26 protein-coding genes, 1 tRNA gene and 1 pseudogene are annotated in these 25,877 nt (G+C 69.0%); 5 read left to right on the plus strand and 23 right to left on the minus strand.

Translation table 11 applies throughout. The features are described from left to right. Nucleotides 1-25 precede the first annotated feature (25 nt). A complete protein-coding gene (locus tag H5393_RS09845) occupies nucleotides 26-931 on the plus strand; it encodes an SDR family oxidoreductase (RefSeq protein WP_255436444.1) in 906 nt (301 codons plus the stop codon). Here H5393_RS09845 and H5393_RS09850 read toward each other — a convergent pair. From H5393_RS09850 to hemE, 10 genes and pseudogenes are all read right to left on the minus strand, one after another. Continuing rightward, the gene (locus H5393_RS09850) at nucleotides 928-1,416 is read right to left on the minus strand and encodes a hypothetical protein (RefSeq protein WP_182766508.1); all 489 of its coding nucleotides are present in this window, start codon (nucleotides 1,414-1,416) and stop codon (nucleotides 928-930) included. The two genes, H5393_RS09845 and H5393_RS09850, sit on opposite strands and share 4 nt — an antisense overlap. Continuing rightward, entirely contained in the window at nucleotides 1,413-1,790 is a 378-nt protein-coding gene (gene trxA, locus H5393_RS09855) for a thioredoxin (protein WP_182766509.1), read from the minus strand. The genes H5393_RS09850 and trxA overlap by 4 nt, the downstream gene beginning before the upstream one ends. Nucleotides 1,791-1,980: 190 nt before the next feature. Then, nucleotides 1,981-2,053, minus strand: a tRNA-Ala gene (locus H5393_RS09860). A 173-nt stretch (nucleotides 2,054-2,226) separates the two neighbouring features. Beyond that, entirely contained in the window at nucleotides 2,227-3,897 is a 1,671-nt protein-coding gene (hemC, locus tag H5393_RS09865; RefSeq protein ID WP_182766510.1) for a hydroxymethylbilane synthase, read from the minus strand. A 35-nt stretch (nucleotides 3,898-3,932) separates the two neighbouring features. Further along, nucleotides 3,933-5,216 carry a glutamate-1-semialdehyde 2,1-aminomutase gene (hemL, locus tag H5393_RS09870; protein ID WP_182766511.1) on the minus strand — a complete coding sequence of 428 codons (1,284 nt, stop codon included), beginning with the start codon at nucleotides 5,214-5,216 and terminating at the stop codon, nucleotides 3,933-3,935. Continuing rightward, nucleotides 5,204-6,127: a porphobilinogen synthase gene (gene hemB / locus H5393_RS09875; protein ID WP_370585974.1), complete on the minus strand. Its 924-nt coding sequence runs from the start codon at nucleotides 6,125-6,127 to the stop codon at nucleotides 5,204-5,206. The genes hemL and hemB overlap by 13 nt, the downstream gene beginning before the upstream one ends. 38 nt (nucleotides 6,128-6,165) lie before the next feature. Next, entirely contained in the window at nucleotides 6,166-6,873 is a 708-nt protein-coding gene (locus tag H5393_RS14885; RefSeq protein ID WP_370585880.1) for a uroporphyrinogen-III synthase, read from the minus strand. A 45-nt stretch (nucleotides 6,874-6,918) separates the two neighbouring features. Continuing rightward, nucleotides 6,919-7,803: pseudogene (gene hemC, locus H5393_RS14890) on the minus strand (hydroxymethylbilane synthase); the annotation flags it as partial. Further along, entirely contained in the window at nucleotides 7,800-9,089 is a 1,290-nt protein-coding gene (locus H5393_RS09885; protein ID WP_182764783.1) for an NAD(P)/FAD-dependent oxidoreductase, read from the minus strand. The pseudogene hemC (H5393_RS14890) and the gene H5393_RS09885, both read right to left, overlap by 4 nt. Continuing rightward, nucleotides 9,086-10,093, minus strand: a complete 1,008-nt coding sequence (hemE, locus tag H5393_RS09890; RefSeq protein ID WP_182764784.1) for a uroporphyrinogen decarboxylase — start codon at nucleotides 10,091-10,093, stop codon at nucleotides 9,086-9,088. The genes H5393_RS09885 and hemE overlap by 4 nt, the downstream gene beginning before the upstream one ends. 39 nt (nucleotides 10,094-10,132) lie before the next feature. On the opposite strand from hemE, the gene H5393_RS09895 reads away from it, so the two are divergent. From H5393_RS09895 to hemQ, 3 genes are read left to right on the plus strand one after another with little or no spacing between them, the layout of a single operon-like run. Next, the gene (locus H5393_RS09895) at nucleotides 10,133-11,419 is read left to right on the plus strand and encodes a glutamyl-tRNA reductase (protein WP_182764785.1); all 1,287 of its coding nucleotides are present in this window, start codon (nucleotides 10,133-10,135) and stop codon (nucleotides 11,417-11,419) included. After that, complete coding sequence (locus tag H5393_RS14625) at nucleotides 11,416-12,456, plus strand: ferrochelatase (protein ID WP_182764786.1); 1,041 nt, start codon at nucleotides 11,416-11,418, stop codon at nucleotides 12,454-12,456. Before H5393_RS09895 ends, H5393_RS14625 begins: the two co-directional genes overlap by 4 nt. A gap of 14 nt (nucleotides 12,457-12,470) precedes the next feature. Beyond that, nucleotides 12,471-13,184 (plus strand): hydrogen peroxide-dependent heme synthase, encoded by a 714-nt coding sequence (gene hemQ, locus H5393_RS14630; protein ID WP_182764787.1) that lies wholly within the window; start codon nucleotides 12,471-12,473, stop codon nucleotides 13,182-13,184. A 54-nt stretch (nucleotides 13,185-13,238) separates the two neighbouring features. Here hemQ and H5393_RS09910 read toward each other — a convergent pair whose 3' ends face one another. The 11 genes from H5393_RS09910 to H5393_RS09960 all read right to left on the minus strand — a co-directional run bounded on the left by H5393_RS09910 (nucleotide 13,239) and on the right by H5393_RS09960 (nucleotide 22,051). Next, entirely contained in the window at nucleotides 13,239-13,835 is a 597-nt protein-coding gene (locus H5393_RS09910) for a histidine phosphatase family protein (RefSeq protein ID WP_182766513.1), read from the minus strand. Next, nucleotides 13,832-14,218, minus strand: coding sequence for a ribosome silencing factor (gene rsfS / locus H5393_RS09915; protein ID WP_182766514.1), 387 nt, complete (start codon nucleotides 14,216-14,218; stop codon nucleotides 13,832-13,834). The genes H5393_RS09910 and rsfS overlap by 4 nt, the downstream gene beginning before the upstream one ends. After that, nucleotides 14,205-14,873 carry a nicotinate-nucleotide adenylyltransferase gene (gene nadD, locus H5393_RS09920; protein ID WP_182766515.1) on the minus strand — a complete coding sequence of 223 codons (669 nt, stop codon included), beginning with the start codon at nucleotides 14,871-14,873 and terminating at the stop codon, nucleotides 14,205-14,207. The genes rsfS and nadD overlap by 14 nt, the downstream gene beginning before the upstream one ends. After that, on the minus strand, nucleotides 14,870-15,007 hold the full coding sequence (locus tag H5393_RS09925) for a hypothetical protein (protein ID WP_182764791.1): 138 nt from the start codon (nucleotides 15,005-15,007) through the stop codon (nucleotides 14,870-14,872). The genes nadD and H5393_RS09925 overlap by 4 nt, the downstream gene beginning before the upstream one ends. Before the next feature lie 45 nt (nucleotides 15,008-15,052). Further along, a complete protein-coding gene (locus H5393_RS09930; protein ID WP_182766516.1) occupies nucleotides 15,053-16,294 on the minus strand; it encodes a glutamate-5-semialdehyde dehydrogenase in 1,242 nt (413 codons plus the stop codon). A 29-nt stretch (nucleotides 16,295-16,323) separates the two neighbouring features. After that, entirely contained in the window at nucleotides 16,324-16,932 is a 609-nt protein-coding gene (locus tag H5393_RS09935) for a SemiSWEET family sugar transporter (RefSeq protein WP_182764793.1), read from the minus strand. 59 nt (nucleotides 16,933-16,991) lie between these two features. Then, complete coding sequence (gene proB, locus H5393_RS09940; protein WP_182764794.1) at nucleotides 16,992-18,092, minus strand: glutamate 5-kinase; 1,101 nt, start codon at nucleotides 18,090-18,092, stop codon at nucleotides 16,992-16,994. Continuing rightward, the gene (obgE, locus tag H5393_RS09945; protein ID WP_182766517.1) at nucleotides 18,082-19,581 is read right to left on the minus strand and encodes a GTPase ObgE; all 1,500 of its coding nucleotides are present in this window, start codon (nucleotides 19,579-19,581) and stop codon (nucleotides 18,082-18,084) included. The genes proB and obgE overlap by 11 nt, the downstream gene beginning before the upstream one ends. 91 nt (nucleotides 19,582-19,672) lie before the next feature. Further along, nucleotides 19,673-19,924: a 50S ribosomal protein L27 gene (gene rpmA / locus H5393_RS09950; RefSeq protein WP_076059232.1), complete on the minus strand. Its 252-nt coding sequence runs from the start codon at nucleotides 19,922-19,924 to the stop codon at nucleotides 19,673-19,675. Nucleotides 19,925-19,935: 11 nt separating this feature from the next. Then, nucleotides 19,936-20,244 (minus strand): 50S ribosomal protein L21, encoded by a 309-nt coding sequence (rplU, locus tag H5393_RS09955; RefSeq protein ID WP_182766518.1) that lies wholly within the window; start codon nucleotides 20,242-20,244, stop codon nucleotides 19,936-19,938. 130 nt (nucleotides 20,245-20,374) lie between these two features. Next, the gene (locus tag H5393_RS09960) at nucleotides 20,375-22,051 is read right to left on the minus strand and encodes a ribonuclease J (RefSeq protein ID WP_255436445.1); all 1,677 of its coding nucleotides are present in this window, start codon (nucleotides 22,049-22,051) and stop codon (nucleotides 20,375-20,377) included. A gap of 82 nt (nucleotides 22,052-22,133) precedes the next feature. Here H5393_RS09960 and H5393_RS09965 point away from each other — a divergent pair, with 82 nt between their 5' ends. After that, nucleotides 22,134-22,670: a GNAT family N-acetyltransferase gene (locus H5393_RS09965; protein ID WP_182766520.1), complete on the plus strand. Its 537-nt coding sequence runs from the start codon at nucleotides 22,134-22,136 to the stop codon at nucleotides 22,668-22,670. Here the strand turns inward: H5393_RS09965 and dapB are convergent, their stop codons facing one another. Together dapB and H5393_RS09975 are read right to left on the minus strand one after the other, a co-directional pair. Further along, on the minus strand, nucleotides 22,671-23,411 hold the full coding sequence (gene dapB / locus H5393_RS09970) for a 4-hydroxy-tetrahydrodipicolinate reductase (RefSeq protein WP_182766521.1): 741 nt from the start codon (nucleotides 23,409-23,411) through the stop codon (nucleotides 22,671-22,673). Nucleotides 23,412-23,546: 135 nt separating this feature from the next. After that, nucleotides 23,547-25,763 carry a polyribonucleotide nucleotidyltransferase gene (locus tag H5393_RS09975; RefSeq protein WP_182766522.1) on the minus strand — a complete coding sequence of 739 codons (2,217 nt, stop codon included), beginning with the start codon at nucleotides 25,761-25,763 and terminating at the stop codon, nucleotides 23,547-23,549. Nucleotides 25,764-25,877 lie beyond the last annotated feature (114 nt).

A 25,877-nucleotide genomic window follows, 5' to 3' on the forward strand; every position in this document is an offset into this window, starting at 1 on the left:
AGCCGTGCGAACGAGACTGGAACGCATGACTGATCTGCACGCAATCACCAAGGCAGCTGAGGCAAAGACGATGGACGAGGGTGCATTCCCCGCCCAGAGCCAGACACCCCCCGGGCTCACGACCGAGATGACGCCCCTCCCGGACCACGGCGAGGAAGGCTGGATCGGCCGTGACCGGTTGCATGGTCTGAAGGCCCTCATCACCGGCGGCGATTCGGGCATCGGGCGGGCCGTGGCCATCGCGTACGCCCGCGAAGGCGCCGACGTGGCGTTGAGCTACCTGCCCGAGGAGCAGTCCGATGCCGAGGACGTGAAGAAGCTGGTCGAGGACGCCGGCCGCACGTGCGTCCTGCTTCCGGGAGACATCACCGAAGAGGCGATCGCCCGCAAGGTGGTCGACGACGCCGCCCGCCAACTGGGTGGGCTCAACATCCTGGTCAACAACGCAGGCTTCCAGTGGGCCCGGCGCGACGGCGGTCTGGCAGACCTGAAGACCGACGAGATGGACCGGACCTTCAAGACCAACCTCTACGCCATGTTCTGGCTGTCCCAGCAGGCGCTGGGCTACCTCGACAAGGGCGACTGCATCATCAACGTGAGCTCCATCCAGGCCTACGACCCGTCAGTGGATCTCATCGACTACGCGGCCACCAAGGCCGCCATCAACAACTACACGGTCAACCTGGCGGCCGAACTCGGGCCCAAGGGGATCCGCGTGAACTCCGTGGCCCCGGGCCCGATCTGGACGCCGCTGCAGCCGGCCACCAAGAAGGCCGAGGAGATGCCGAAGTTCGGGCTCAACACTCCCCTGGGGCGTCCTGGTCAGCCCTCCGAGATGGCCGGCGCCTTCGTCTTCCTCGCCAGCCCGCTCGAGGCGTCCTACGTATCCGGGACCGTGCTGGGGGTCACGGGCGGCCGCCCCGTCTTCTAGGCCGGCAGCGGGCAGGTCCGCTCGCGGCGCACCCGGAGCACGAGTGCGACGGCGAGCATCAGCACCGAGGCCCCCGCCAGGAAGGGCTGCACCGGGGCGAAGTACTGCAGGGCCCCGGTGTAGCCCAGTGCGATGAGCACCAGCTTGTTGCAGACCGGACAGCCGACGGCGAAGAAGCTGACGAACGCCCCGGCTGCACCCAGCTTCCCGCCCCGTTCCGCGTCGGCCGCGTCCTTGCGCGCAACGTAGGTGGCCGCGACGAGTCCCGCGAGGACCGAAGTCACGATGAGCACGGGCCAGGCCCACGCCGTCGGCGGGATCTCGCGTCCGAAGACCGGGTTCGGGATGAGAGCGGTGGGGATTGCCACGACGAGCACGGTGGCCGCAGCGGTGCCCACCGCGAAGAACCACCGCCGAGCCGGCCAGGTGGCCAACTCGGCGGTGAAGGTTCGCGGGTCGCTCTGGAGCTGGACCGGGAGGGTCACTGGACCTCCGCGCCGGCCTTCTGCTTGGCGATCTCCGCCTGGACCTCGTCCATGTCGAGCGCCTCGACGGCCTCGATCAGTTCCTCGAGCGCCGCGCCGGGCAGCGCACCGGCCTGCGAGAACACGATGACGTTGTCGCGGAAGGCCATGAGCGTGGGGATCGACATGATCTCGAAGCCCGCGGCGAGCTCGCGCTGCGCCTCGGTGTCCACCTTGCCGAAGACGATGTCGGGGTGCTTCTCCGAAGCCTCTTCGAAGATGGGGCCGAACTGCCGGCAGGGGCCGCACCAGGCCGCCCAGAAGTCGAGGAGGACGATGCCGTTGCCGGCAATGGTCTGCTCGAGGTTTTCCTTGGTGATTTCAACGGTTGCCATGCCCTGATCGTATACCCCCACCGGTATGGGGAGCCAATCTGTCCGCTGACGACGAAAACCTGCCGGAGAACAGGGCCGGGCCGTCATCCCGCGCACCCCGCATCAGCTCCTCAGTTGCTACTCGAGCACCCAGACGTACCGCGCGAAACGGAAAACGGGCGTCTGGCCTAGCCAGACGCCCGTTCATTTGTGGAGCTAAGGAGATTCGAACTCCTGACCTCTTCCATGCCATGGAAGCGCGCTACCAACTGCGCCATAGCCCCAGTGTCACTCTCGCGACTGCCGCCCTGCGGCGACTCGGAAAACTTTAGCGCATGCTCCGAGAGAACTACAAATCGGGAGTTCGTTGTTCGGACGCCCCGGAATAATCGACGGGGAGGCCCGGTGTGCGGAACCATCTCGCGCACTCCGAGCCTCCCCCGTCGGCACGCAGGAACTAGCGGCGAGCCTTGTGGAGCTGACGGGCGAGATCAGCGATACCGAAGGTGTCCTTCGACTTGGCGACGGCGAAGACGTCGACGCCCTCCTCACGGACAGCCGCCGCAGTGGCCTCGTCCCAGGCCAGCACCCGCACGTCATCGCGGTGACCGAGCTTCTTGGCGTACACATGGGCCAGCGACGGCTGGCTCAGGAAGACCGCGTCCCACGCCCCGTCGTCCCAGCGGGTGCGCAGGGCCGGGTCGATCTCCTCGACGTCGGCCATGGTGTAGATCTCGCTGCGTTCGACGGTGTAGCCCTTCGCACGGAGCCCGGTCTCCAGCTTGGTGGAGAGCTGGTTCGCGCACAGGATGACGACGCGCTGCTCACCGTCGGCCGGCGGGAAGAGCTCGACGAGCTTCTGGGAGCTGGCGGTGCCTTCGGGGCTCAGATCAACCTGGCGCCCCGAATCCTCGACGGTGCGCTGGGTGGTGGAGCCCATCGTCGCGATCTTCGTGTGCGCCGGGATGTCCCAGCCGCGTTCGCGCAACGCCCACACCGTCTGCCCTGACGGGATGACGACCCAGTCGGCGTCGCCGATGATGTTGTCTGCCGAGAGCAGGCGTGCCTCCTGGAGCTGCACGCAGTCCACGCGCAACTCGTTCTCGCGCATGGCCTGGCTGATCCGCCCCTCCTGGCGGGGCAACAGCACCCTGACGCGATCGTCGTCCTCCGGGCTCTCGATGAAGGTGGAGTCGTCGGCGTGGTCAGCCGTCATCTTGACGGCCTCCAGCGCCTCGGCGGTGATGAACCGGTCTGCCCGGCGCGCCTTCAGGGCCTCAGCGACGTTGTGACCGGTGCGCTGCGCGTGGTACTCGGAGGTGGGCAACCCGATCTCCAGGACGGTGCGCTTGGTGCCGTCGATCGAGAAGATGCCCGCCTTCAGGCCGAGGATGCCGCGGCGGGTGGCCAGGGCTCCCACAGGGGCCAGGTAGGTGGTGTTGAGACCCGTCAGCACTGCGCGCTCGGCCTCGATGCAGATGCGGGTCTCGAGGTCGTCGAGTTCGCGTACCGCCTCCAGCGTCTCCTGGTCACTCCGGCGACACTCGAGCGACAGTGCGCCCTGACCGGGTGCGGTGAGGATGGGCAGGTATTCGGCCACCCGGTCCTCCACCTTGAGGGCATGCACCCCGGCGGCCGACACGACCACGGCGTCGAGGTCGCCGGGCTCGAGCCGGCGCAGGCGGTCCTGGAGGGTGCCGCCGACGTCGACGAACGTCAGGTCCGGGCGGAGGGCGCGCAACTGGGCGAGGCGCCGCAGCGACGTGATGCCGATGCGGGAGCGGCGCGGCAACGCAGCCAGCGGCATGCCCCTGAGCGAACACAGCGCATCGCGATGGTCGCCACGCTTCAGCACTGCGGCGAACGTGAGGTCCTCAGGGCGGTCGGACAGTGGGACGTCCTTGACGGAATGCACGACGACGTCGACCGCGCCGCTGCGCAGCGACGTGCGCAGTTCCTGGGCGAACACGCCGAGGGAGTAGCCCTCGGCCATGTGGATGGTGTCCACGTGTTCCGTGGCCACCCGTACGATGTCGACTTCATGGCCCTGCGCCCTGAGGAGCTCAGCAACCATCGCGGAGCGTGCCAGCGCCAATGCTGAACCACGCGTACCCAACCGAAGCTTCACGAAAGATCCTTCCGATGTGATTGCTGCTTAGCCTCTCATGAATCAGCGGCAGCCCGCGCCGCCAGCGGCAAGGCGTCCGTGATGCGGGCCATGGCCGCGTCGTCGTGGGCCGCCGAGAGGAACCAGGCCTCGAAAGCCGACGGCGGGAGCGCCACCCCGGCGTCCAACATGGCGTGGAAGAAGCGGGCGAAGGCCTGGGTGTCCTGGTCCTTGGCGTCCTCGTAGTTGGCAACGGCACCGTCTCGGAAGAAGACGGAGAACAGGCTGCCGGCCGCCTGGATGGTGTGCGGCACCGAGGCTGCGGTGAGCGCTTCCGTCACGGCCGCCTGCAGCTCCAGGGAGCGGCGGTCGACGTGGGCGTAGACGGCGTCGTCGGCCAGGCGCAGCGTGGCGAGGCCCGCCGCGGTGGCCAGCGGGTTCCCGGACAGGGTGCCCGCCTGGTAGACCGGCCCGACGGGGGCCAGGAACTGCATGACCTCAGAGCGACCGGCGAGCGCGGCCAGCGGCATGCCGCCACCAACGACCTTGCCGAACGTCACGATGTCCGGGGCGTAGCCGCCCTCGAGACCGAGCCAGCCGCCCGGCCCCACCCGGAAACCGGTCAGCACCTCGTCGGCGATCAGCAGCGCACCGTGGCGGGCGGTGAGCTCGCGGAGAGCCGCGTTGAAGCCCGGAGCGGGCGGAACCACGCCCATGTTGGCGGGCGCGGCCTCCGTGATGACGGCCGCGATGCGCTCCCCCGCCTCGTCGAACACCCTGGCGAGCGCCTCGAGGTCGTTGTACTCGACCACGAGGGTGTCGCCTGCCGCGGCAGCCGTCACGCCGGCGGAGCCAGGCAGGCCCTGGGTGGCGACGCCGGAGCCGGCAGCGGCGAGGAGGGCGTCGGAGTGCCCGTGGTAGCAGCCGGCGAACTTCACGATGACGTCGCGGCCGGTGGCGCCGCGCGCCAGCCGGATGGCCGTCATGGTGGCCTCGGTGCCGGTGGAGACGAAGCGCACCTGTTCCGCCACCGGGACGCGCGCGTGGATGGCTTCAGCCAGTTCCACCTCCGCCAGCGTGGGCGCCCCGAAGGAGAGGCCACGGCCGGCCGCCTCCCTGACGGCCTCGATCACCTGCGGGTGGGCATGGCCGAGCAGCGCGGGCCCCCAGGAGCAGACGAGGTCCACGTATTCACGCCCGGCGACATCGACGACATGCGGGCCGCGAGCCTCGCGGATGAAGACCGGGTCACCGCCGACTGAGCCGAACGCCCGCACGGGCGACGACACGCCGCCCGGGATGATCTCCTTCGCCCGCGCAAACAGGTTCACTTCAGCCACGTCGCCAACTCCTCCGCCCAGTAGGTGAGCACGATATCTGCACCGGCCCGCGTGATCGCGGTCACTGATTCTGCCACTGCGGCGCGGCGGTCGATCCAGCCCTGCGCCGCGGCCGCCTCGATCATGGCGTACTCGCCGGACACCTGGTAGGCGGCCACAGGCACGTCCGACGCTGCGGCCACGTCGCTGAGCACGTCGAGGTAGTGGCCGGCGGGCTTCACCATCACGATGTCGGCGCCCTCGGCCAGGTCCAGCTCGGCCTCACGCAGCCCCTCGCGCCTGTTGGCCGGGTCCTGCTGGTAGGTGCGCCGGTCACCCTGCAGGGACGAGCCGACCGCCTCGCGGAAGGGACCGTAGAACGCCGAGGCGTACTTCGCGGCGTACGCAAGGATGGCGGTGTCCTGGAACCCCTGCCCGTCGAGGCCGGCCCGGATGTGTTCCACCTGGGCGTCCATCATCCCCGACGGCGACACCACGTGGGCCCCCGCCTCGGCCTGGGCGATGGCCATCGAGACGTAGGCCGCGAGCGTCGCGTCGTTGTCGACGGCGCCGTCCGCGGTCAGGAAACCGCAGTGCCCGTGGGAGGTGAACTCGTCGAGGCAGGTGTCGGCCACGATGACCGTGTCAGACCCGACGGCGTTGCGTACGGCCCGCAGCCCTCGCTGCAGGATGCCGTCCTCGGCCCAACCCTGCGAGCCCTGCTCATCCTTGGCCGCGTCCTCAGGCACGCCGAACAGCATCAGCCCGCCCACTCCGGCGGCGACGGCACTCTCCGCTGCACGCGCGATCTCGTCGATGCCGTGGCGACGCACGCCGGGCATCGAGGAGATCTGCCCGGGCACGTCCGAGACGAACATGGGCAGCACGAGCTGCGAGGGACGCACCTCGATCTCGCGCACGAGCCGGCGCATGGCCGCCGTGGTGCGGAGGCGGCGTGGTCGGAACTGGATCATCGATGTCCCTTCGGGAGGTTGGCTATGGCGTGGATGAGCCCTTCGGCGTCCTGGGTGCGGGCTTCAGCGGCCACTTCGACGCCCAGCTGGCGCAGCGCGGCGGCCGACGGCGGGCCGAAGGCCACCACCTGCAGACCCTGCGGCCAACCAAGGAGTTGATCGACGGCGCGGCCCATCGAGCCGGCGAGGATCACCACGACATCGAACAGGCAGCGTTCATACTCGCCCCGCAGGCTGCCAGGCACGTCATCGACGGGCTCCATGGTGTAGACCGCGAACTGGTCCACCGCGTAGCCCTTGCGTCTCAGTTCCTCCGCCAGCACCGTCGACGACAGCGCGGACCCGGGGATGACGACCAGTCCGCTGCCCGCGGGCCAGGCCTCACCGAGGGCCGCGGCGCTGGAAGCACCCTGCGGAACCAGATCCACGTCGATGCCGCGTTCGCGCGCCGCCCGCGCCGTCGCCGCACCCACGGCCGCCACGCGGGCCTGCTCGGGGATGGTCATCCCCAACTCGTCGAGCACCTCCAGCGTGGCGGGCGACGTCAGCGCCACCCAGTCGGCGTCGGTGAAGCTGCCCTCTGGGCGCAGTGTCACGCGGCGTTGGACGGGCTCGGCCACCACTTCGGCGCCCGCGGCGCGGAGGGCGCCCACCAGGTCTCCGGTGTCCGCGCGCGGCACAAAGATGCGCAGGCCGGCCAGCACGTCCTCGCCGCCCCAGAGCGACGAGTCGTCGTGGAGTTCAGCCAGCCGCGACGGACGCGAGGCGGTCAGCTCCGCCACCGTCTCAGCGCCCAGCTGCATCAGTTCCTCGGCGGCGATGGCCCCGGCGTGGTCGCTCAGGGTCACCCTGGCGGTCACCGATCTGCGGCCGTCGAGCGCGAAGACGGCGGCCTCGAGTTCGCCGTCGTGCCCGTGGGCCGCGATGGGCGCGGCGCAGCCGCCACCGAGGTTCTCCAGCACCACGCGCTCGGCCTCGACGGCAAGCCTGGTGTCAGGGTCTTCGAGGGCGGCGAGCTCTGCGGCCAGCACCTCGTCGTCGGTGCGGCATTCCAGGGCCAACGCGCCCTGGCCCGGGGCGGGGAGGATGGTCAGGTAGTCAGTGATGTGTTGCGTCATGCCCAGTCGTTCGAGGCCGGCGGCGGCGAGCACCACGGCGTCGAGGTCGTCTGTCTTGACGCGAGCCAACCGCGTACCCACGTTCCCGCGGATGTCGACGTAGAGCAGGTCCGGCCGCTGGGCGCGCAGCTGGGCGACGCGGCGGGGCGACCCGGTTCCCACGGTGGCCCCGGTGGGCAGCTGAGCGAACGTTAGCCCGTCCCGGGCGCACAGTGCGTCGCGGGCGTCGGCGCGCAACGGGATGGCGGCGATCCTCAGGCCCGGCACCGGCGCGGTGGGCAGGTCCTTCAGTGAGTGGACGGCGAAGTCGCAGACCCCGTCCAGCAGGGCGGTACGCAGTTCCGCAGCGAAGACCCCCAGCCCACCGAGTTGGGTGAGGGAGCCGCGCTCCACGTCGCCGCCGGTGCGGATCCGCACCAGTTCAACCTCGTGCCCCCGGTCGCGCAGCGCGTCGGCGATCAATTCCGACTGCGCCACGGCGAGGGCTGATCCCCTGGTGCCCAGCTTCAGCTTCATCTCACCACTCTTGTCGTTCCCGCCACCACGGCGGCGATCCCATTGCCGTCCAGCCAGGCGCCGACCAGATCGACGCCGGCCTCGAGCGCCGTCTCCACGATGAAGTCGCGGTTCGAGGCGTCGATGCGGGTGGGCATTGAATCCCAGCCTACCGACGCGAACCCGAGCACTTCGTGCTCCTGGATCTCCACGCCCACGAACCGAGAAGCGTCCCGGAGGGCGTCCGCGCGGGTGGCCAGGATGTGTTCGGGATAGCTGAGGCGCAGCACGTGCTGCCCGGTCTCAGCCCACGGCCACTTGGCCGAATAGTGCGTCAGCGCGCGGGCGTGCAACGTGTCGTCGCGCTCCGCCAACAGGACGCCCGAACCGACGGGATGGGCATCGAGCGCAGGTGTGGTCACGGCGAGCAACGCCGAGCGGGCGGTCCGGACGGGTGGCACCTGGATCTCGACCCCGAGATTGCCCAGCAGCACTCCGGCGGGCGCGGCGGGGGTGGCGATGACGACACGCTCGACGTCCAGCACCTCACCGTCATGCAGCGTCAGCAGGAAGCCCGATCCCCCGCGGCGCAGCGACGACACCGACGCCGAGGTGCGCACGCTGCCGCCGGCCGTGACGAAACGCTCCGCGATGGCGGTGATGAGGCGGAACATCCCGCCGATCGGTTGTTCGACGGCGGCGCTGCCCGGGCCGCGCACCAGCGCGACCGCCGCGAGCAGCGAACCCTCGGTGGCCAGCGCCTCCAGCAGCGTCGGCGCGAACGCCGAGAGCGGCATCTTGTCCGGCGACAGGGAGTACACGCCCTGGGCGACGGGGGCCACCAACTTGGCGAGGGCCGCCTCGCCCAGGCGGGCCCGCACCAGGTCGCCCACCGTCGTGGCCGTGGCCCCGACGTGGCGCCCGAGTTGCGCTTCGGCCGCGACGGCGGCGAATTCATCCGGCTCGAGGACAGCCAGAGCGGGGTCGTCGAGCGAACTGGGGATGCCCAGCACGCCCTCAGCCATGGGGAAGGTGCCATGCCGCCACCAGATGTGGGGCGTGCCCTGGGGCGCCGCCACCTCGAGTCCGAGGTCCTCACAGAGGGCCCGCACGACCCCGCCACGCGTGGCGTAGGCCTCCGCGCCCGAGTCGACCTCGACGGAGCCGAGCCGCAGGGGCGCAATCATGCCGCCCAGCCGAGGCGCCGCCTCCCGCAGTTCGACGGTGTGACCCGCCTCCTGCAGCCGCAGGGCGGACAACACTCCGGCGAGGCCGCCACCGATGACGGCGACGCGCGAGCCGCTCACAGCTCGTGGATGAGGGCCACCAGGTCGGTGAGCACCTCGGGATCAGTGGTGGGCGGGACCCCGTGGCCCAGGTTCACGACGTGCGCGGGTGCCTGGCGACCGCGCTCGACGACATCGCGGGTGTGGGCCTCCAGGGCGTCCCAGCCGGCGGCGAGCATCGCGGGATCGATGTTGCCCTGCAGCGGAACCCCCGGCACGAGCCAGGCGGCCTCGTCGAGGGGCGTTCGGTAGTCGACACCCAGGGTCTCGACGCCGATCTCGGCCATGTCGGTGAGGAGGTGGCGGGTGCCGACGCCGAAGTGGATGCGGGGCACGCGGCCCTCGACCGCGGCCATCACCCGCGCCGAGTGCTGCTGCACCTTCCCGGTGTAATCCGCGCGGCTGAGGGAGCCGGCCCAGGAGTCGAACAGCTGCACGGCGCGGGCGCCGGCGTCGATCTGCACGTTCAGGAACTCGCCCGAGAGCTCCGCGGCCCAGTCGAGCAGCCTGTGCCACGCCGCCGGATCCGCATGCATCATGGCGCGGGCCTGCAGGTGGTCACGCGAACCGCGGCCCTCCACCAGATACGCCGCCAGCGTGAACGGGGCGCCGGCGAAGCCGATGAGCGGAGTGCTCTCTCCCAGCTCTGCGACGACCAGCCGCACGGCCTCCGAGATCGCCGAGGGGTCCTCGATCCGGTGGCCGACGACCCTGTCGACGTCGGCGGCGGTGCGGATGGGGTTCTCGATCACGGGCCCGATGCCCGGCTCGATGTCCACATCGACGCCTGCCAGCACGAGGGGCGTCATGATGTCGGAGAAGAAGATGGCCGCGTCCACCTTGTGACGGCGCACCGGCTGCAGCGTGATCTCCGCCGCCAACTCGGGTTTCAGGCAGGCCTCGAGGATGGTGGTGCCCACGCGGGCGGCCTTGTATTCGGGGAGGGAGCGGCCGGCCTGGCGCATGAACCAGACGGGGAGCTTCTCGGGACGCTGCCCGATGAGGGCTGAAAGCAGTGAACTCATGGTGAGTTCGATTCTGCCCTATCGGGCAAAGGTGGTTGAATGAGGCTCACTGTGACAATGCGTGTCTTCTCCATTCAGCACAACCGGCAGGGCCTGTCCGAGGTCGAGCGGATTGCCGCCGACATCGAGGGGATGGTCGACCGGCTCCGCGACGTGCCGGAAGTGACCGGCGCCGTGGTGCTCAGCACCTGCAACCGCGTCGAGATCATCCTCGACACCAACGGCGAGGCCACGCCGGGGCAGCTGCGAGCCGCCCTGAACGACCACTTCGCCACCCCGCCGGCCTGGGACCTGTACCTGGGTGAGGCGGCCCTCAGCCACGTCTTCCGCGTCGCCGCGGGGCTCGACTCCATGGTGGTGGGCGAGCGCGAGATCGCAGGCCAGCTGCGCCGCGCCCTCATGGATGCCCAGGACCTCGGCTACACGTCGCTGCCGCTCAACATCGCCGTCGAGGAGGCGCTGAAGACATCCCGCCGCGTCGCACGCGAAACCAGCCTCGAGGGCGCCGGGCGCTCCGTCGTGAGCGCGGGCCTGGACCTCATCGACGTCGCGGACTGGCCCTCAGCCCGGGTGCTGGTGGTGGGCACCGGTTCCTACGCGGGGGCCGTGGTCGCTGCTGCCCGAACCCGCGGCGTCACCAACCTGACGGTCCACTCCGCCAGCGGCCGCGGGGCCCACTTCGCCGAGAGCCACGGCATCGGCCACATCGAATCGCTGCCCGACGCGCTGCCCTCCGCAGACGTCGTGGTGACGTGCCGGGGCCGCGGCGGTCATGTGGTCACCCCCGCGGACGTCACCGGCCCCGCCCGCTTCCTGGACCTGTCGCTCAACCGCGACGTCCACCCCGCCGTCGCCACGCTGCCCGGCGTGCACGTCGTGGACCTGGCCACCATCCAGCAGTCCGTCGGCTCCGGCATCGCGGAGGACACCCGTCGCGCCCAGTCGATCGTCAACGAGGGCCTCGCCGAGGCGCGCACCAAGCTCCGCGCCCGCGTCGTCGACCCCGCCGTGGTGGGCCTGCGCGAGGCCGTCATGGGCCTCGTGGACGACGAGGTCACCCGCCTGCCCAACCGCCTGTTGTCGCACGACGACGCGGCGCTCGCGCTGCGCCGGCTGGCCACCCGCCTGCTGCACATCCCCTCCACCCGTGCCAAGCTGGCCGCCCAACGCGGCCGCACGGATGAATACCTCAACGCCATGGCGGAGCTCTATGGCATCGGGGAAACCCCCGGCATCGACGCCGACGCCCTGGAGACAGATTCCTGCCCGGCGACCAGCCTGAGCGTGACTGATCTCGATTCAACCCTCGACAGGGAGGCCATGTGACCCTCGAGCCCTACAGCGCAGTGCTGTTCGCTTCCTACGGAGGACCGAACAAACCTGACGACGTGCTGCCGTTCATGCGCAACGCCACCGCCGGCAAGAACATCCCGGATGAACGCCTCCTGGAGGTCTCCGAGCACTACATGCTGTTCGGCGGGAAGTCCCCGATCAACGAGCTCAACGCCGCCCTCATGGAGGCGGTGCGCGCCGAACTGGCACGCCGCGGCATCGAGGTGCCCGTCGTCATCGGCAACCGCAACTGGACGCCCTACATCGGCGACACCGTCGACGAGCTGATCGGCGACGGCCACACCCGCGTCCTCGCGCTGGCCACCTCCGCGTACCGCTCCTACTCCAGCTGCCGCCAGTACTGCGAGGACCTCCTGGGCGCCCGCGACGGCAAGGACATCGAGATCGACAAGATCGACCCGTTCGCGGAGACCCCTGAGTTCGTCTCCGCCAACGCCCGCGCGGTCGTCGACGGGGTGCGCACCATGTGGGGCCGCATCGGCGACGGCGAACTCAGGGTGCTGTTCGTGACCCACTCCATCCCGCTCACGATGAACCAGGCCTCCGCCACCGGCGAGCCCGAGAGCCGCTACGACGCCCAGCACCTGAGGGTCGCCGAGGCGGTGGCCCGCGAGGCGTCCGAGACGCTCGGCGAGACCCTCACCTGGGAGCTCACCTACTGCTCGCGCTCCGGCGCCCCGCACATCCCGTGGCTGGAGCCCGACATCAACGACCGGCTCGAAGAGGTCGCCGAAGAGGGCGTGGCCGGCGTCGTCGCGGTGCCGTTCGGCTTCATCAAGGACCACATGGAGGTGGCCTACGACCTCGACACCGAGGCCAAGCAGACCGCCGAGCGCCTCAGCCTCCCCTACGAGAGGGCCGCCACCGTCGGCACCGATGAGGGTTTCGTCGCGATGCTCGTGGACAAGCTGCTGCACCGCGCGGCTGTGGCCAGGGGCGAGGCGGAAGACACCACCATCTGTCAGTTCTCGACGGGACGGTGCTGCCTGCCCCGTCCAGCAACCACCTGAGGAAGGCACCTGAGATGAGCAAGCACCCCGGTCGCGACGAACGCGACCAGACCGATGTCGACCTCGAGGCCATCAACCAGCAGTCGCTCTACGCCATGTATTCGGTGTTCGAGCTGGCCGCTCCACTGCCTCTCGACGTGGACCTCACGTCGGTTGAGCAGAAGATGGCAGACCTGGGCGTCACCGTGCGCGGGTTCTACGACGTCGCCGGCTTCCGCGCCGACGCCGACCTGATGGTCTGGACCCTCTCCGACGACCCCCAGAAGCTGCAGGCCGCCTACCACGCGCTGCGCCGCAGCGCGCTGGGCGACTACCTCTCCCCCGTGTGGTCCGTGGTGGCGGTGCACCGCCCGTCCGAGTTCAACCGCGCCCACGTGCCCAGCTGCTTCGCCGGCTTCGCCCCGCGCCCCTGGCTGACCGTCTACCCCTTCGTGCGCAGCTTCGACTGGTACTACCTCGACGAAGAACACCGCTCCAAGATGCTCATGGAGCACGGCATCGCCGGCCGTGAATACCCCGACGTCGTCGCCTCGACGTTGTCTGCTTTCGCCTTGGGCGACTACGAGTGGATCCTCGCCTTCGAGGCGGACGAACTGCACCGGCTCACCGACGCGATGCGCCACCAGCGCGGCGTCGAGGCCCGCCTCCACGTGCGGGAGGAGACCCCGTTCTTCACCGGGCCGCGCGTCGAGTTGGCCCAGTGGATTGAGCGCCAACCGCGCGTCTGACCCGCAACTGCAGAGCACCCACGCCCACCCGGGCGTGGGTGCTCTGCTGTTCGGTCAGCCGACGTTGTGGGCCAGCAGGCGCCAGGCGCCGTGCGCGTGACCCACTTCGGAGTGGTGCGCGTTGGCGAGGCTGCCGAGCACCCGGCCCTCGAGGCCCAGCAGCGAGTGCAGCACTCGGTTGAGGAACAGCCCGTGGGAGACGATCAGCGCGGTGCCGCCGTCGTGTCGCTCCGCGATCTCCAGCAGCGCCGGCCTGCCGCGCTCCACCACCTCTGCGAGCGTCTCGCCCTCGGGCGAGCGCCGGAAGTCGACGCCGTCGGCGTACTTGGCCTCATAGTCCGGCATCAGCGCGTGCACCTCACCCCAGGTGAGGCCTGCCCACGAGCCCACGTTGATCTCCATCAACCGTGGGTCGACGACGAACTGAGCCTCGGGCCGAACGATGCGGGCCGTCTCCGCGGCACGTACGAGCGGCGAGGTGTACACGGCATCGAAGTGGAAAGGCGCCAGACGGTCCCGCGCGGCCTCGGCCTGCCGTCGACCCGTGTCGTTGACGGGGATGTCCGCATGGCCCTGGAACCTGCCCTGGGCGTTGTGGTCCGTCTCACCGTGCCGCAGCAGCACCAGGCGGGTGGCGTGAGCGATCCTCACAGCTCCTCGTCTGCCTCCTCAGGCAGGTGGATGTCGAGCGGGATCTGGGGGCAGTCCTTCCAGAGCCTCTCCAGGTTGTACAGCAGCCTCTCTTCGGTGTGCTGGGCGTGCACGACGAAGTCGATGTAGTCGAGCAGCACCCAGCGGTTCTCGCGGTCACCCTCGCGGCGCACGGGCTTGCGGCCGGCCTTGAGCAGTGCCTCCTCCACGCCGTCGACGATGGCGCCCACCTGGCGCTCGTTGCCTGCCGAGGCGATGAGGAACACGTCCGTGATGGACAGCTGTTCCGACACGTCGAAGGCGACGATGCTGTGGCCCCTCTTGTCGGCCGCGGCCTGGGCGGCGATCCGGACGGGCTCGAGCACGTCGTCAGGAATGGTCATCTGGAACTCCTGTCATGGGGGCCGGGTACAGCCCCCGCTTTGCGATGTACTGCACGATACCGTCCGGGACGAGGTACCAGATGGGCTGATGGCCCCGGACGCGGTCGCGGCAGTCTGTGGATGAGATGGCCAGCGCGGGCACCTCGAGGAGCGTGACCGCACTCTCGGGGAGGTGGCGCAGGTCGTCCTTCGTCATGGGGACGCCGGGCCGGGTCACGCCGACGAAGTGGGCCAGGTCGAAGAGTTGTTCGGCGCCGCGCCACGTCAGGATCTGGCGCAACGCGTCTGCTCCGGTGATGAAGAACAGGTCCGTGTTGTCGCCACGCTCAGCGCGGAGGTCGCGGAGCGTGTCGACGGTGTAGGTGTCGCCTTCGCGGTCGATGTCGACGCGCGAGACGGAGAAGCGGGGGTTCGAGGCCGTCGCGATGACCGTCATCAGGTAGCGGTCTTCGGCCAGCGAGACACGACGGTGCCGCTTCTGCCAGGGCACACCCGTCGGCACGAAGACCACCTCGTCAAGGCCGAACTGGGCGGCCACTTCCGACGCGGCCACGAGGTGGCCGTGGTGGATGGGGTCGAAGGTGCCACCCATGACGCCCAGGCGCCAGCGGCCAGGGCGCTGTAGCCGCGCCTCCCCCAGTTCCGTCGACGTCACCGGCTGTTGGGCCGACCGGATCCGAAGCCGATGAGCCAGACGACCACGCCCAGGAGGATCACGAGCACGATGGCACCCATGACCCAACTCGGCACGAGTGGGGCTTCAGCAGCAGTCTCCAGAAGAAGGTTCATGGCAGGGGATCCTAGCAATCAGTGGTGGTGGTCAGGGTGGTTTGCTCAGCCGCGGACCTGGCCGGCGCCTTCGATGACGTACTTGGAGCTGGTCATCTCGGGAAGGCCCATGGGGCCGCGGGCGTGCAATTTCTGGGTGGAGATGCCGATCTCGGCGCCGAAGCCGAACTCGCCACCGTCGACGAACCGGCTGGACGCGTTGACCAGGACGGCGGCCGCGTCGACCTCGGCCGCGAAGCGGTCCGCGGAGGTGCGGGAACGGGTCACGATGGTCTCGGAGTGGCCGGTGGTGTGGGCCCGGATGTGGGCCAGGGCCTCGTCGAGGGAGTCCACCACCTTCGTCGCCAGGTCCAGCGTGAGGTACTCGGCGTCGTACTCGTCAGCGGCGGCAGGCACCACGGCGTCGGAGTAGGCGCGGGTGGCGTCGTCTCCGTGCACGGTGACGCCGGCGCCGGAGAGGGCCGCCAACGCGCGGGGCAGGAACGCGTCGGCGATGTCGCGGTGCACCAACAGTGTCTCGGCGGCGTTGCACACGCTGGGCCGTTGGGTCTTGGCGTTCAGCAGGATGGTGATCGCCTGGTCGATGTCGGCGTCCGCGTCGACGAAGACGTGGCAGTTGCCGGTGCCGGTCTCGATCACGGGCACCGTGGAGCCGTCCACCACTGCCTGGATGAGGCCGGCGCCGCCGCGCGGGATGAGCACGTCCACCAGGCCGCGGGCCCGCATCAGTTCACCGGTGACCTCGCGGCCCCCCTCGATCAGGTGCACCGCGTCACCGGTGACCCCGGCGTCGGTGAGCCCCTTGCGCAGCGCTGCGATGGTGACGCGGTTGGTGTTCAGGGCCGACGACGAGCCACGCAGCAGGGCGGCGTTGCCGGACTTCAGGCAGATGCCGGCGGCGTCGGCCGTGACGTTGGGGCGCGCCTCGTAGATGATGCCGACCACGCCGAAGGGGACCCGCACCTGGCGGACGGAGACGCCGTTGGGGAGCTTCCAGCCGCGGACCACGTCGCCGACGGGGTCCGGCAGCGCGGCGAGGTCTCGGAGGCCCTGCACCATGGCGTCAATGCGGGCGGGCGTCAGTTTCAGCCGGTCGACGATGGATTCCTCGGTGCCGGCGCTGCGGGCGTTGGCGACGTCGACCTCGTTGGCCTCGAGCAGCTCGTGCTCGGCGGCCGCCAGCGCGTCAGCCATGGCCTGGAGGGCCGTGTCCTTCTGGGCGCGGTTCAGCGCTGCGAGCTCGACGGACGCCTGGCGGGCAGCGATGGCCTGATCACGAAAGTCCATGCCCGAGAGTCTAGGCCAGCCCTCCCTGGTCAGGAGACGGCGACCACGTCCGGGGTGCTGCCTGCGCGCGCCCGCCGCACCAGGTAGACGGCGAGGTTCGCGACGCAGGAGAGCGTCATCGCCCCGGCGCAGATGATCAGCGCCCAGTCCGGCTTGAACATCCCGAAGCCGAACCACATGGCCTGCACGATCAGCATCAGGGTGAGGTAGCTGCCGGAAACGCCCTCGACATGGGGTGCAGTGACCAGTTCGCGCAGTTGCGCGAACTGGCCCACCAGTTGCGGCACGAGGACGGCGAAGCCGAAGAAGACGGGCCCCAGCCACAGGTTGAGGCCGGAGAGGGAGAGGGCTACGACGACGGGGAGCACGAGGTGGTGGGCGACGGACTCGCCGCGGTCGCGGAGCACGAAGACGACGATGGCCAGCGAAGCCACCGTGAGGAGCACGTTGGGCACCTGCATCTGCGGCGACTGCGCCAGGAAACCGTGGACGGCCCAGGCGGCGGTGCTGCCGGTGACCAGCTGCCACAGCGTCAATGACACGCCGGCGCTGGTGCCCGACCTGAGGATGCGGACCAGTTGCGGGATGCTGGACGACACGCCCAGCGCAGCTGCGAACCAGCCGAAGACCTCAATCACGCCTGCCAGCTTAAGTCGCGGCGCCGAACTAGACCAATCGGCCTGACAAACCCGGGGGTTCAGTCGTTCAGCATCATCACGTCACGGTGGACGGCGGGGCGCTGCCGGGTGTGCCCGGCCTCGCTGCTGGAGTGCCCGGCCTCGGCCTGCAGCTGCGCGCTCGAATAGCCGGCGAAGCCCCGGCCGAGTGGTTCGTTGTCCGGGCCGATGATCTCCACCGGCTCGCCTTCGGCGAACGTGCCCTTCACCTCACGAATGCCCGCGGGCAACAGCGACGCCTTTGTGGCGAGAAGTGCCCGCCTGGCCCCGGCGTCGATGTGCAGCCAGCCCCTGGGCTCCGCGGCGAACGCCAGCCACAGCAGGCGGCGCGGACGGCGCTTCCGGCGGGCCGGGAAGTAGGTACCCACCTCGGCGCCGGCGAGCGCCTCCTCCAGGTCGTCGGCGTGGCCCAGCACGACGCTGACCCCGGCCTGCGTCGCGATGTCCGCCGCCTGGAGCTTCGTCTGCATGCCGCCGGTGCCCACCCGCGAACCGAGCCGGGAGGTGTCGACATTCAGGTCCGCGATGTCCTCGACGACCGTGATCTTCTCCGCCCCGGGGGTGTCCGGGTGCGCGGTGTACAGGCCGTCGACGTCGCTTAGCAGGACCAGCGCGTCGGCGCGCACGAGGTGGGCGACGAGGGCGGCGAGCCTGTCGTTGTCGCCGAAGCGGATCTCGTGGGTGGCGACGGTGTCGTTCTCGTTGATGATCGGCACCACGTCGAGGCGGAACAGCCGCGAAATGGTGTTCAGCGCGTTGCGGTAGGTCTTGGGGCGCAGGACGTCCTCGACTGTCAGCAGCAGCTGCGCCACGTTGACGCCGTGCTCGGCGAAGGCGTCGGAGTAGTGCCGGATGAGCAGACCCATCCCGACGGCGGCGGCAGCCTGCTGGGTTTCAAGATCCCGCGGCCGGCGGCGCAGCCCCAAGGGCGCAAGGGCGGCCGCGATGGCACCAGAGGTGACCAGCACCACCCGGACGCCCCGGTGGTGCAGTGCGGAGAGCGAGTCCGCGAGCCGCGCGATGCGGTCGTGGTCGAGATGGCCGTCAGGGAGGGTCAGCGATGACGACCCGACCTTGACGACGACACGCTTCGCCTGTGAGACCGCTGTCCTACTCGTCATCCTCGCCCTCGGAGTCCATGCCGGTGACGGCGTAATCCACGCTCGCCTTCGCGGCATGGTACTCCGCATCGAGACGCCGGCGCTTCATGACCGAGGGCCGTTCCGAATCCAGGCGGATGTCCTCGCCACGACGGCCGAGGTTCTCCGCGCCGATGTCGATCTGCGGCGCGAAGTCGAACACGACGGGGTTGTCGCCGCCACCGATCGCCACGGCATCGCCGGCCTCGGCGCCCATCTCCAGCAGCTTGTTCTCCACGCCGATGCGGTTGAGCCTGTCTGCGAGGTAGCCCACCGCTTCCGCATTGTTGAAGTCCGTCTGCCGGATCCAGCGCTCGGGCTTCTCGCCGCGCACGCGCCAGACGAAGCCGCCCTCGCCGTCGCCCTTCTTGGCGATGGTGAACTCCTCGATGGGGCCACGCCTGCGCGCCACGGGCTCGGGACGCAGCACGGTCTTCGGCGCGGCGGCCTCCGGCAACGAGGCCCGCCGTGCGGCGACGATCTCCGCCATCCGGTACTTCAGCTCATTGAGCCCTTCGCCCGTCTTGGTGGAGATCTCGAAGATGGGCATCCCGAGCTTCTCGAGCTCGGGACGCGAGATCTCCGCCAGATCCGGGGCGTCCGGGAGGTCCATCTTGTTCAGCGCGATGAGCCGCACGCGGTCCTCGAGCCCGCCATGGGCGGCGAGCTCGGCCTCGATGACCTCCAGGTCGGAGATCGGGTCGCGGCCGGGCTCATAGGTGCCCAGGTCGATGACGTGGACGATGGCCTGGCAGCGCTCGATGTGGCGCAGGAAGTCGAAGCCGAGGCCCCGCCCCTCCGAGGCGCCCTCGATGAGGCCCGGCACGTCGGCGACGGTGTAGGTCACGTCGCCGGCCACGACCACGCCGAGGTTGGGCACCAGCGTCGTGAACGGGTAGTCGGCGATCTTGGGCCGCGCCCGCGAAATGGCGGCGATCAGCGACGACTTGCCGGCCGAGGGGAACCCGACCAGGCCGACGTCGGCCACCACCTTGAGCTCGAGCTGGACCTGGCGGCCCTCGCCCTCCTCACCGAGCAGCGCGAAGCCGGGGGCCTTGCGCGTAGCGGTGGCCAGCGCAGCATTGCCGAGGCCACCCCGGCCGCCTTGGGCCACGACGAACTCGGCGCCGGGCTCCGTCAGGTCTGCCAGCACCTCGCCGGTGTCCGCATCGGTGACGATGGTCCCGCTGGGCACGTCGAGGATGATGTCGCCGGCCTTGGCGCCGTGCTGGTTGTCTCCCCTGCCCGGCTCACCGTTGTTCGCCTTGCGCAGGGACTGCCGGTGGTAGTCCACCAGCGTCGACATGGAGTCGTCCACTCGGAAGATGACAGAGCCGCCGTCGCCACCGTTGCCACCGTCTGGGCCACCGAGGGGCTTGAACTTCTCGCGGTGCACAGAGGCGCAACCGTGCCCGCCGTTGCCGGCCTGCACGGTGAACTTGACGCGGTCGACGAATGAGGGAATAGCCACGATGGGCTCCAATCTGCCGGAACTGAATACCGGTTCTTCCGAAAATAGCAAGAACGGCCCCGGAGGGCCGTTCTCGAAGTGTCTTACCTGATCAGACGGTGACGATGTTGACGACGCGGCGACCGCGCTTCACACCGAACTCCACCTGGCCCTCGACAAGGGCGAACAAGGTGTCGTCGCCACCGCGGCCGACGCCGTCGCCGGGGTGGAAGTGGGTGCCACGCTGGCGGACGATGATCTCGCCGGCGCCGACGAGCTGACCGCCGTAGCGCTTCACGCCGAGACGCTGAGCGTTCGAGTCGCGGCCGTTGTGCGTCGAGGACGCGCCTTTCTTATGTGCCATCTCTAGTCTCCTCAGGCCTTGATATCGGTGACTTTGACCTGGGTGTACCGCTGACGGTGACCCTGGCGCTTCTTGTAACCGGTCTTGTTCTTGTACTTCATGATCCGGATCTTCGGACCCTTGGTCATACCGAGAACCTCGGCGGTGACGGACACCGTGCCGAGCTTCTTGGCGTCAGAGGTGATCTTGTCGCCGTCAACCAGCAGCAGCGGCTGCAGGGTGACGGTACCGCCGACCTCTTCGGACACCAGGTCGATGTCCAGGACGTCGCCAACAGCAACCTTGTGCTGACGTCCACCGTTGCGCACGATCGCGTACACGACTGACCTACCTTCTTGGATTTCAAATGAGTTTCTCGGGTGCCCAACCCGGAATGACCCAGGGGGCAAAGCACCGATGGACCACTCTACGCGGTCCATCCGATCCGGGTCAAACCGGGCTCGTACGCTGCTACGTGGTGACGACCACGGGCACGATCATGGGGCGGCGACGCAGGCGTCGCGAGACCCACTGCCCCAGCGCACGACGTGTCACCTGCTGGAGGCGCTGCGTGTCGTTGACGCCGTCGCGCATCGCGTCCCGGAGCGCCTCCTCGACCCGCGTCCTGGCCTCGTCGAACGCGCTGGCGTCCTCAGCCAGGCCCCGGAACTGGATCTCCGGGCCGGAGACGATGGTGCCGTTGTGCAGGTCCACCACGGCGATGACGGACACGAAGCCCTCCTCGCCGAGGATGCGACGGTCCATGATCGATTCCGAGATGTCGCCCACGGTGGCTCCGTCGACGAAGATGTAGCTGGCGTCGACGGAGCCGACCTTCTTCGCCACGCCGTTCTTCAGGTCGACGACGTCGCCGTCGCCGATGACGAGCACGTTGCTGCTCGGCACGCCCGTGGATTCCGCCAACTTGCCGTTGGCGATGAGGTGGCGCACCTCGCCGTGGACGGGCATCACGTTGCGCGGGCGGATGATGTTGTAGCAGTAGAGCAGTTCGCCGGCCGACGCATGGCCGGAGACGTGCACCATCGCGTTGCCCTTGTGCACCACGTTGGCGCCGAGCTTGGCCAGGCCGTTGATCACGCGGTAGACGGAGTTCTCGTTGCCCGGGATCAGGGAGCTGGCCAACAGCACCGTGTCTCCGGGGCCCACCTCGACGACGGGGTGGTCGCGGTTGGCGATCCGGCTGAGCGCGGCGAGTGGTTCGCCCTGTGAGCCGGTGGAGACGATGACCACCTTGTCTGCGGGGTACTTGTCGATGTCCTTCATCTCGATCAGCGTGCCGGCCGGGACCGTGAGGTAGCCCAGGTCGCGCGCCGTCGACATGTTGCGCACCATCGAGCGTCCGACGTAGACGACCTTGCGGCCGTGCTTGACGGCCATGTTCATCACCTGCTGGATGCGGTGGACGTGCGAGGCGAAGCTCGCCACGATCAGCTTGCCCTTCGCACCCTCGAACACGCGCTGCATGGCGGGTTCAATGTCCTTCTCGTGGGTGGTGAAACCGGGGGTCTCGGCGTTGGTGGAGTCCACCAGGAAGAGATCGACGCCCTCCTCTCCCAAACGCGCGAAGCCGCGCAGGTCCGTGATGCGTCCGTCGAGCGGCAGCTGGTCCATCTTGAAGTCGCCCGTGTGCAGGACGGTGCCGCCCTTGGTGCGGATGGCCACGGCGAGCGCGTCGGGGATGGAGTGGTTGACGGCGAGGAACTCGAATTCGTAGTTGCCGATCTCGATGATCTCGCCCTCCTCCACGGCATCGAGTTCGAACTCGCGGATGCGGTGCTCGCGCAGCTTCGCGGCCAGGAAGGCCAGCGTCAACTTGGAGCCGTACACGGGGATGTCGTTGCGGCGCTTGAGGAGGTACGGCACGGCGCCGATGTGGTCCTCGTGTCCGTGCGTCAGCACGAGCGCCACGATGTCGTCGAGCCTGTCGGTGAGGTAGTCGAGGCCCGGGAGGATCAGGTCGACGCCCGGGTGGTCGTCCTCGGGGAACAACACCCCGCAGTCGACGATCGCGATCTGGCCATCGATTTCGAAGGCCGTCATGTTGCGGCCGACGTCACCCAACCCTCCGAGAGGGATCACCCGCAAGGTGCCAGGGGCAAGTTTCGGTGGCGTCTTCACTTCAGTCATGGTCCCCAACACTACTTCACCCACCGTGGGCCCGACCACACCTGTGGATGCGCAGACGCCGGCAGCCCATAAGATGGCACGCATGTCTGCCATCGACACCGTGCGCCTCGCACTCCCCCAGGAAGCCGTCGACATCGCCCGCATCCAGCGGCGCGCCTGGACCGACGGCGGGGTCCTGTCGGCCGCGGCGGGCCAGGTGAGCGCAGATGAAGCCACCCGGGCCTGGCACGAGGCGATCGTGAAACCGCCGCTGGCACACCTGCGGGTGCTGGTGGCCATCGCGGAGGCCGGGGTTGTCGGATTCGCCGTCACGGGCCCCTCGGGTGACCCGGACCGCGACGTGTCGGACGGCTACATCGCTGAGTTCGTGGTCGACCCGAAGCACCGGGGCCAGGGCCATGGGTCGCGGCTGATCAACGCCGCCGTCGACACGCTCCGCAAGGACGGCTACCAGGTGGCCACCATGTGGGTGCCGTCGGCCGACGACTCCCTGCGTCAGTTCCTCAACAGCTGCGGCTGGGCCCCCGATGGGGCCCACCAGCGGGTCGGTGTCGGTGAGGACGAGGCAGCTGCGATCAAGCTGCTGCGGTTCCACACCAACATCTCCGACGCCGACTGATCAGAGGCCGAGGACCGTGTCCATCTCCAGGGTGAGGCCCGGGTTGTCCATCACGTAGCGGATGCCCTCGAGCACGCCCGGCATGAACGAGACCCGCTCGAACGAGTCGTGGCGGATCGTGAGCGTCTCGCCTGTCTCACCCAGCAACACCTCCTGGTGGGCCACTAGACCCTGCAGGCGCACGCCGTGGATGTGGATGCCGTCGACCACTGCGCCACGGGCCCCGGAGTCGTGCACGGTCGCGTCGGGAACCGGCCCGAGGCCGACCTCTGCGCGGGCGCGGGCGATGCGGTGCGCCGTCGTCGTGGCGGTGCCCGACGGGGCGTCGGCCTTGTTCGGATGGTGCAGCTCGACGATCTCCACCGAGGGGTAGAACGGCGCGGCGATCGCGGCGAACTTCATCATCAGCACGGCGCCGATGGAGAAGTTGGAGGCGATGAGTACGCCCACGCCGGGGTGCGCCTCGGACAATGCCCGCACCTCGGCCACCCGCTCCTCCGTGAAACCGGTGGTGCCGATGACCATGTTGATGTCGCGCTCCAGACACCAACGGATGTTGTCCATGACCGCGTCCGGGTGAGTGAAGTCGACGACTACCTCCGCCCGGCCGACCTGGCTGCGATCCTCATTGATGTCGACGCCGCCGGACGTCGCCATGTCGTCTGCCCGGTTGACCGCACGCACGACCTCGCTACCCATTTTTCCGCTGACGCCGAAGATTCCGACTCGGATCTCTCGCATGATGACCTCTCACTCAGGGGCTGTCAGGACCATCCAAGCAGAGGATTTGTCCGCGCCACCAACCGGCCGACCGATGGACGACGAAGGGGCGGGCCCGTCACCGGACCCGCCCCTGTCGATCAAGGTGGTTACTGATCAGTTCTCTTCGCCGACTGTTTCCTCGGCCTCGTTGTCTTCGACAACGGGAACCAGGGACAGCTTGCCGCGGTCGTCGATCTCGGAGATCTCGACCTGCAGCTTCTGGCCGACCGACAGCACATCCTCGACGTCTTCGACGCGCTTGCCACCGGCAAGGGCGCGCAGCTTCGAGATGTGCAGCAGGCCGTCCTTGCCCGGCATCAGCGACACGAACGCGCCGAACGAGGTGAGCTTCACGACAGTGCCGAGGTAGCGCTCACCCTTCTCCGGCAGGTGCGGGTTGGCGATCTGGTTGATGTGGGCAACCGCGGCCTCAGCCGCTTCGCCCGTCGCCGCGCCCACGTACACGGTGCCGTCATCTTCGATTGCGATGTTGGCGCCGGTCTCTTCCTGAATCTGGTTGATGATCTTGCCCTTGGGGCCGATGACCTCACCGATCTTGTCCACGGGGATACGCAGCGAGATGATGCGCGGTGCGTAGGGGCTCATCTCGTCCGGCACGTCGATGGCCTCGCTCATGACGTCGAGGAGCGTGTGGCGGGCGTCGCGGGCCTGCAGGAGGGCCTTCTGCAGCTCGATGGCGGGGATGCCGTTGAGCTTGGTGTCGAGCTGGAGCGCGGTGACGAAGTCACGCGTTCCGGCCACCTTGAAGTCCATGTCGCCGAGTGCGTCCTCCGCACCCAGGATGTCGGTCAGCGCGACGTACTTGGTCTCGCCGTCGACCTCTTCGCTCATCAGGCCCATGGCGATACCCGCAACTGGCGCCTTGAGGGGCACGCCGGCGTTCAGCAGCGACAGGGTGGAGGCGCAGACGGAACCCATGGATGTGGAGCCGTTCGAGCCGAGGGCTTCCGACACCTGACGGATGGCGTAGGGGAACTCGGAGCGGGTGGGCAGCACCGGGATGAGCGCACGCTCAGCCAGGGCGCCGTGGCCGATCTCGCGACGCTTGGGCGAACCCACGCGGCCGGTCTCACCGGTGGAGTACGGCGGGAAGTTGTAGTTGTGCATGTAGCGCTTGGTCGACTCGGGCGAGAGCGTGTCGATCTTCTGCACCATGTCCAGCATGTTCAGCGTGGAGACACCCAGGATCTGGGTCTCGCCGCGCTGGAACAGCGCCGAGCCGTGCACGCGCGGGATGACCTCGACCTCGGCCGACAGCGTCCGGATGTCGCTGGGGCCACGGCCGTCGATGCGGACGTGCTCCGTGAGGGTGCGGTGGCGCACGACGCTCTTGGTGAGCGCCTTGAGGGCCGCGGAGACCTCGTTCATACGGTCTGCGAAGCGCTCGGCGAGCTGCTCCTGCACGTCCTGACGGATGGCATGGGTGGCGTCGTCGCGCTCCTGCTTGCCGGCGATCTGCATGGCCTCGGCCACGCGGTCCTTGGCGAGCTCCTCGACGGCGGCGTACACGTCTTCCTCGTGATCACGGAAGACCGGGAAGTCGTAGGTTTCCTTGGGCATCTTCGCGGCGAGCTCGGACTGGGCGTCGCACAGTGCCTTGATGAACGGCTTGGCCGCTTCGAGGCCCTGCCCGACGATCTCCTCGTTCGGGGCGGTCTTGCCCGCACGCACGAGCTCCCAGGTTGCCTCGGTGCCGCCGGCCTCGACCATCATGATGGCCACGTCGCCGTCGGCCAGCACGCGGCCGGCCACGACCATCTGGAAGGCGGACCTGTTGACCTGCTCGACGGTGGGGAATGCCACCCACTGGTCGTCGATGAGTGCGACGCGGACGCCACCGATGGGGCCGGAGAACGGCAGGCCCGCGATCTGGGTGGACATCGACGCGGCGTTGATGGCCACGACGTCGTACATGACGTCGGGGTTCAGGGACAGCACGGTCACGACGACCTGGACCTCGTTGCGCAGCCCCTTGACGAAGGCGGGGCGCAGCGGCCGGTCGATCAGGCGACAGGCCAGGATGGCGCCCTCACCGGGGCGTCCTTCGCGGCGGAAGAACGAACCGGGGATGCGGCCGGCTGCGTACATGCGCTCCTCGACGTCCACCGTGAGGGGGAAGAAGTCGATGGCGTCGCGGGGGGTCTTCTGTGCGGTGGTCGCCGACAGCAACATGGTGTCGCCGTCGAGGTACACGGCGGCCGAGCCATCGGCCTGCTGGGCCAGATAACCGGCCTCGAAACGAACTGTGTGCTTGCCGAAAGAGCCGTTGTCAATCACGGCCTCAGCAAATTCAATGCCTGGTCCTTCCACGGACAGGCTCCTTTCATGTGAGCTGCCGCCCCGCCCTCGTGGCGGGATCTGCCCACCGCGCCTGCCGGTCTTCGATCGAGGCCCGCGGGGGTAGAACACCCGAGAGCCACTACC

The organism is Tessaracoccus sp. MC1756 (assembly GCF_014164735.1).
Lineage (GTDB): Bacteria > Actinomycetota > Actinomycetes > Propionibacteriales > Propionibacteriaceae > Arachnia.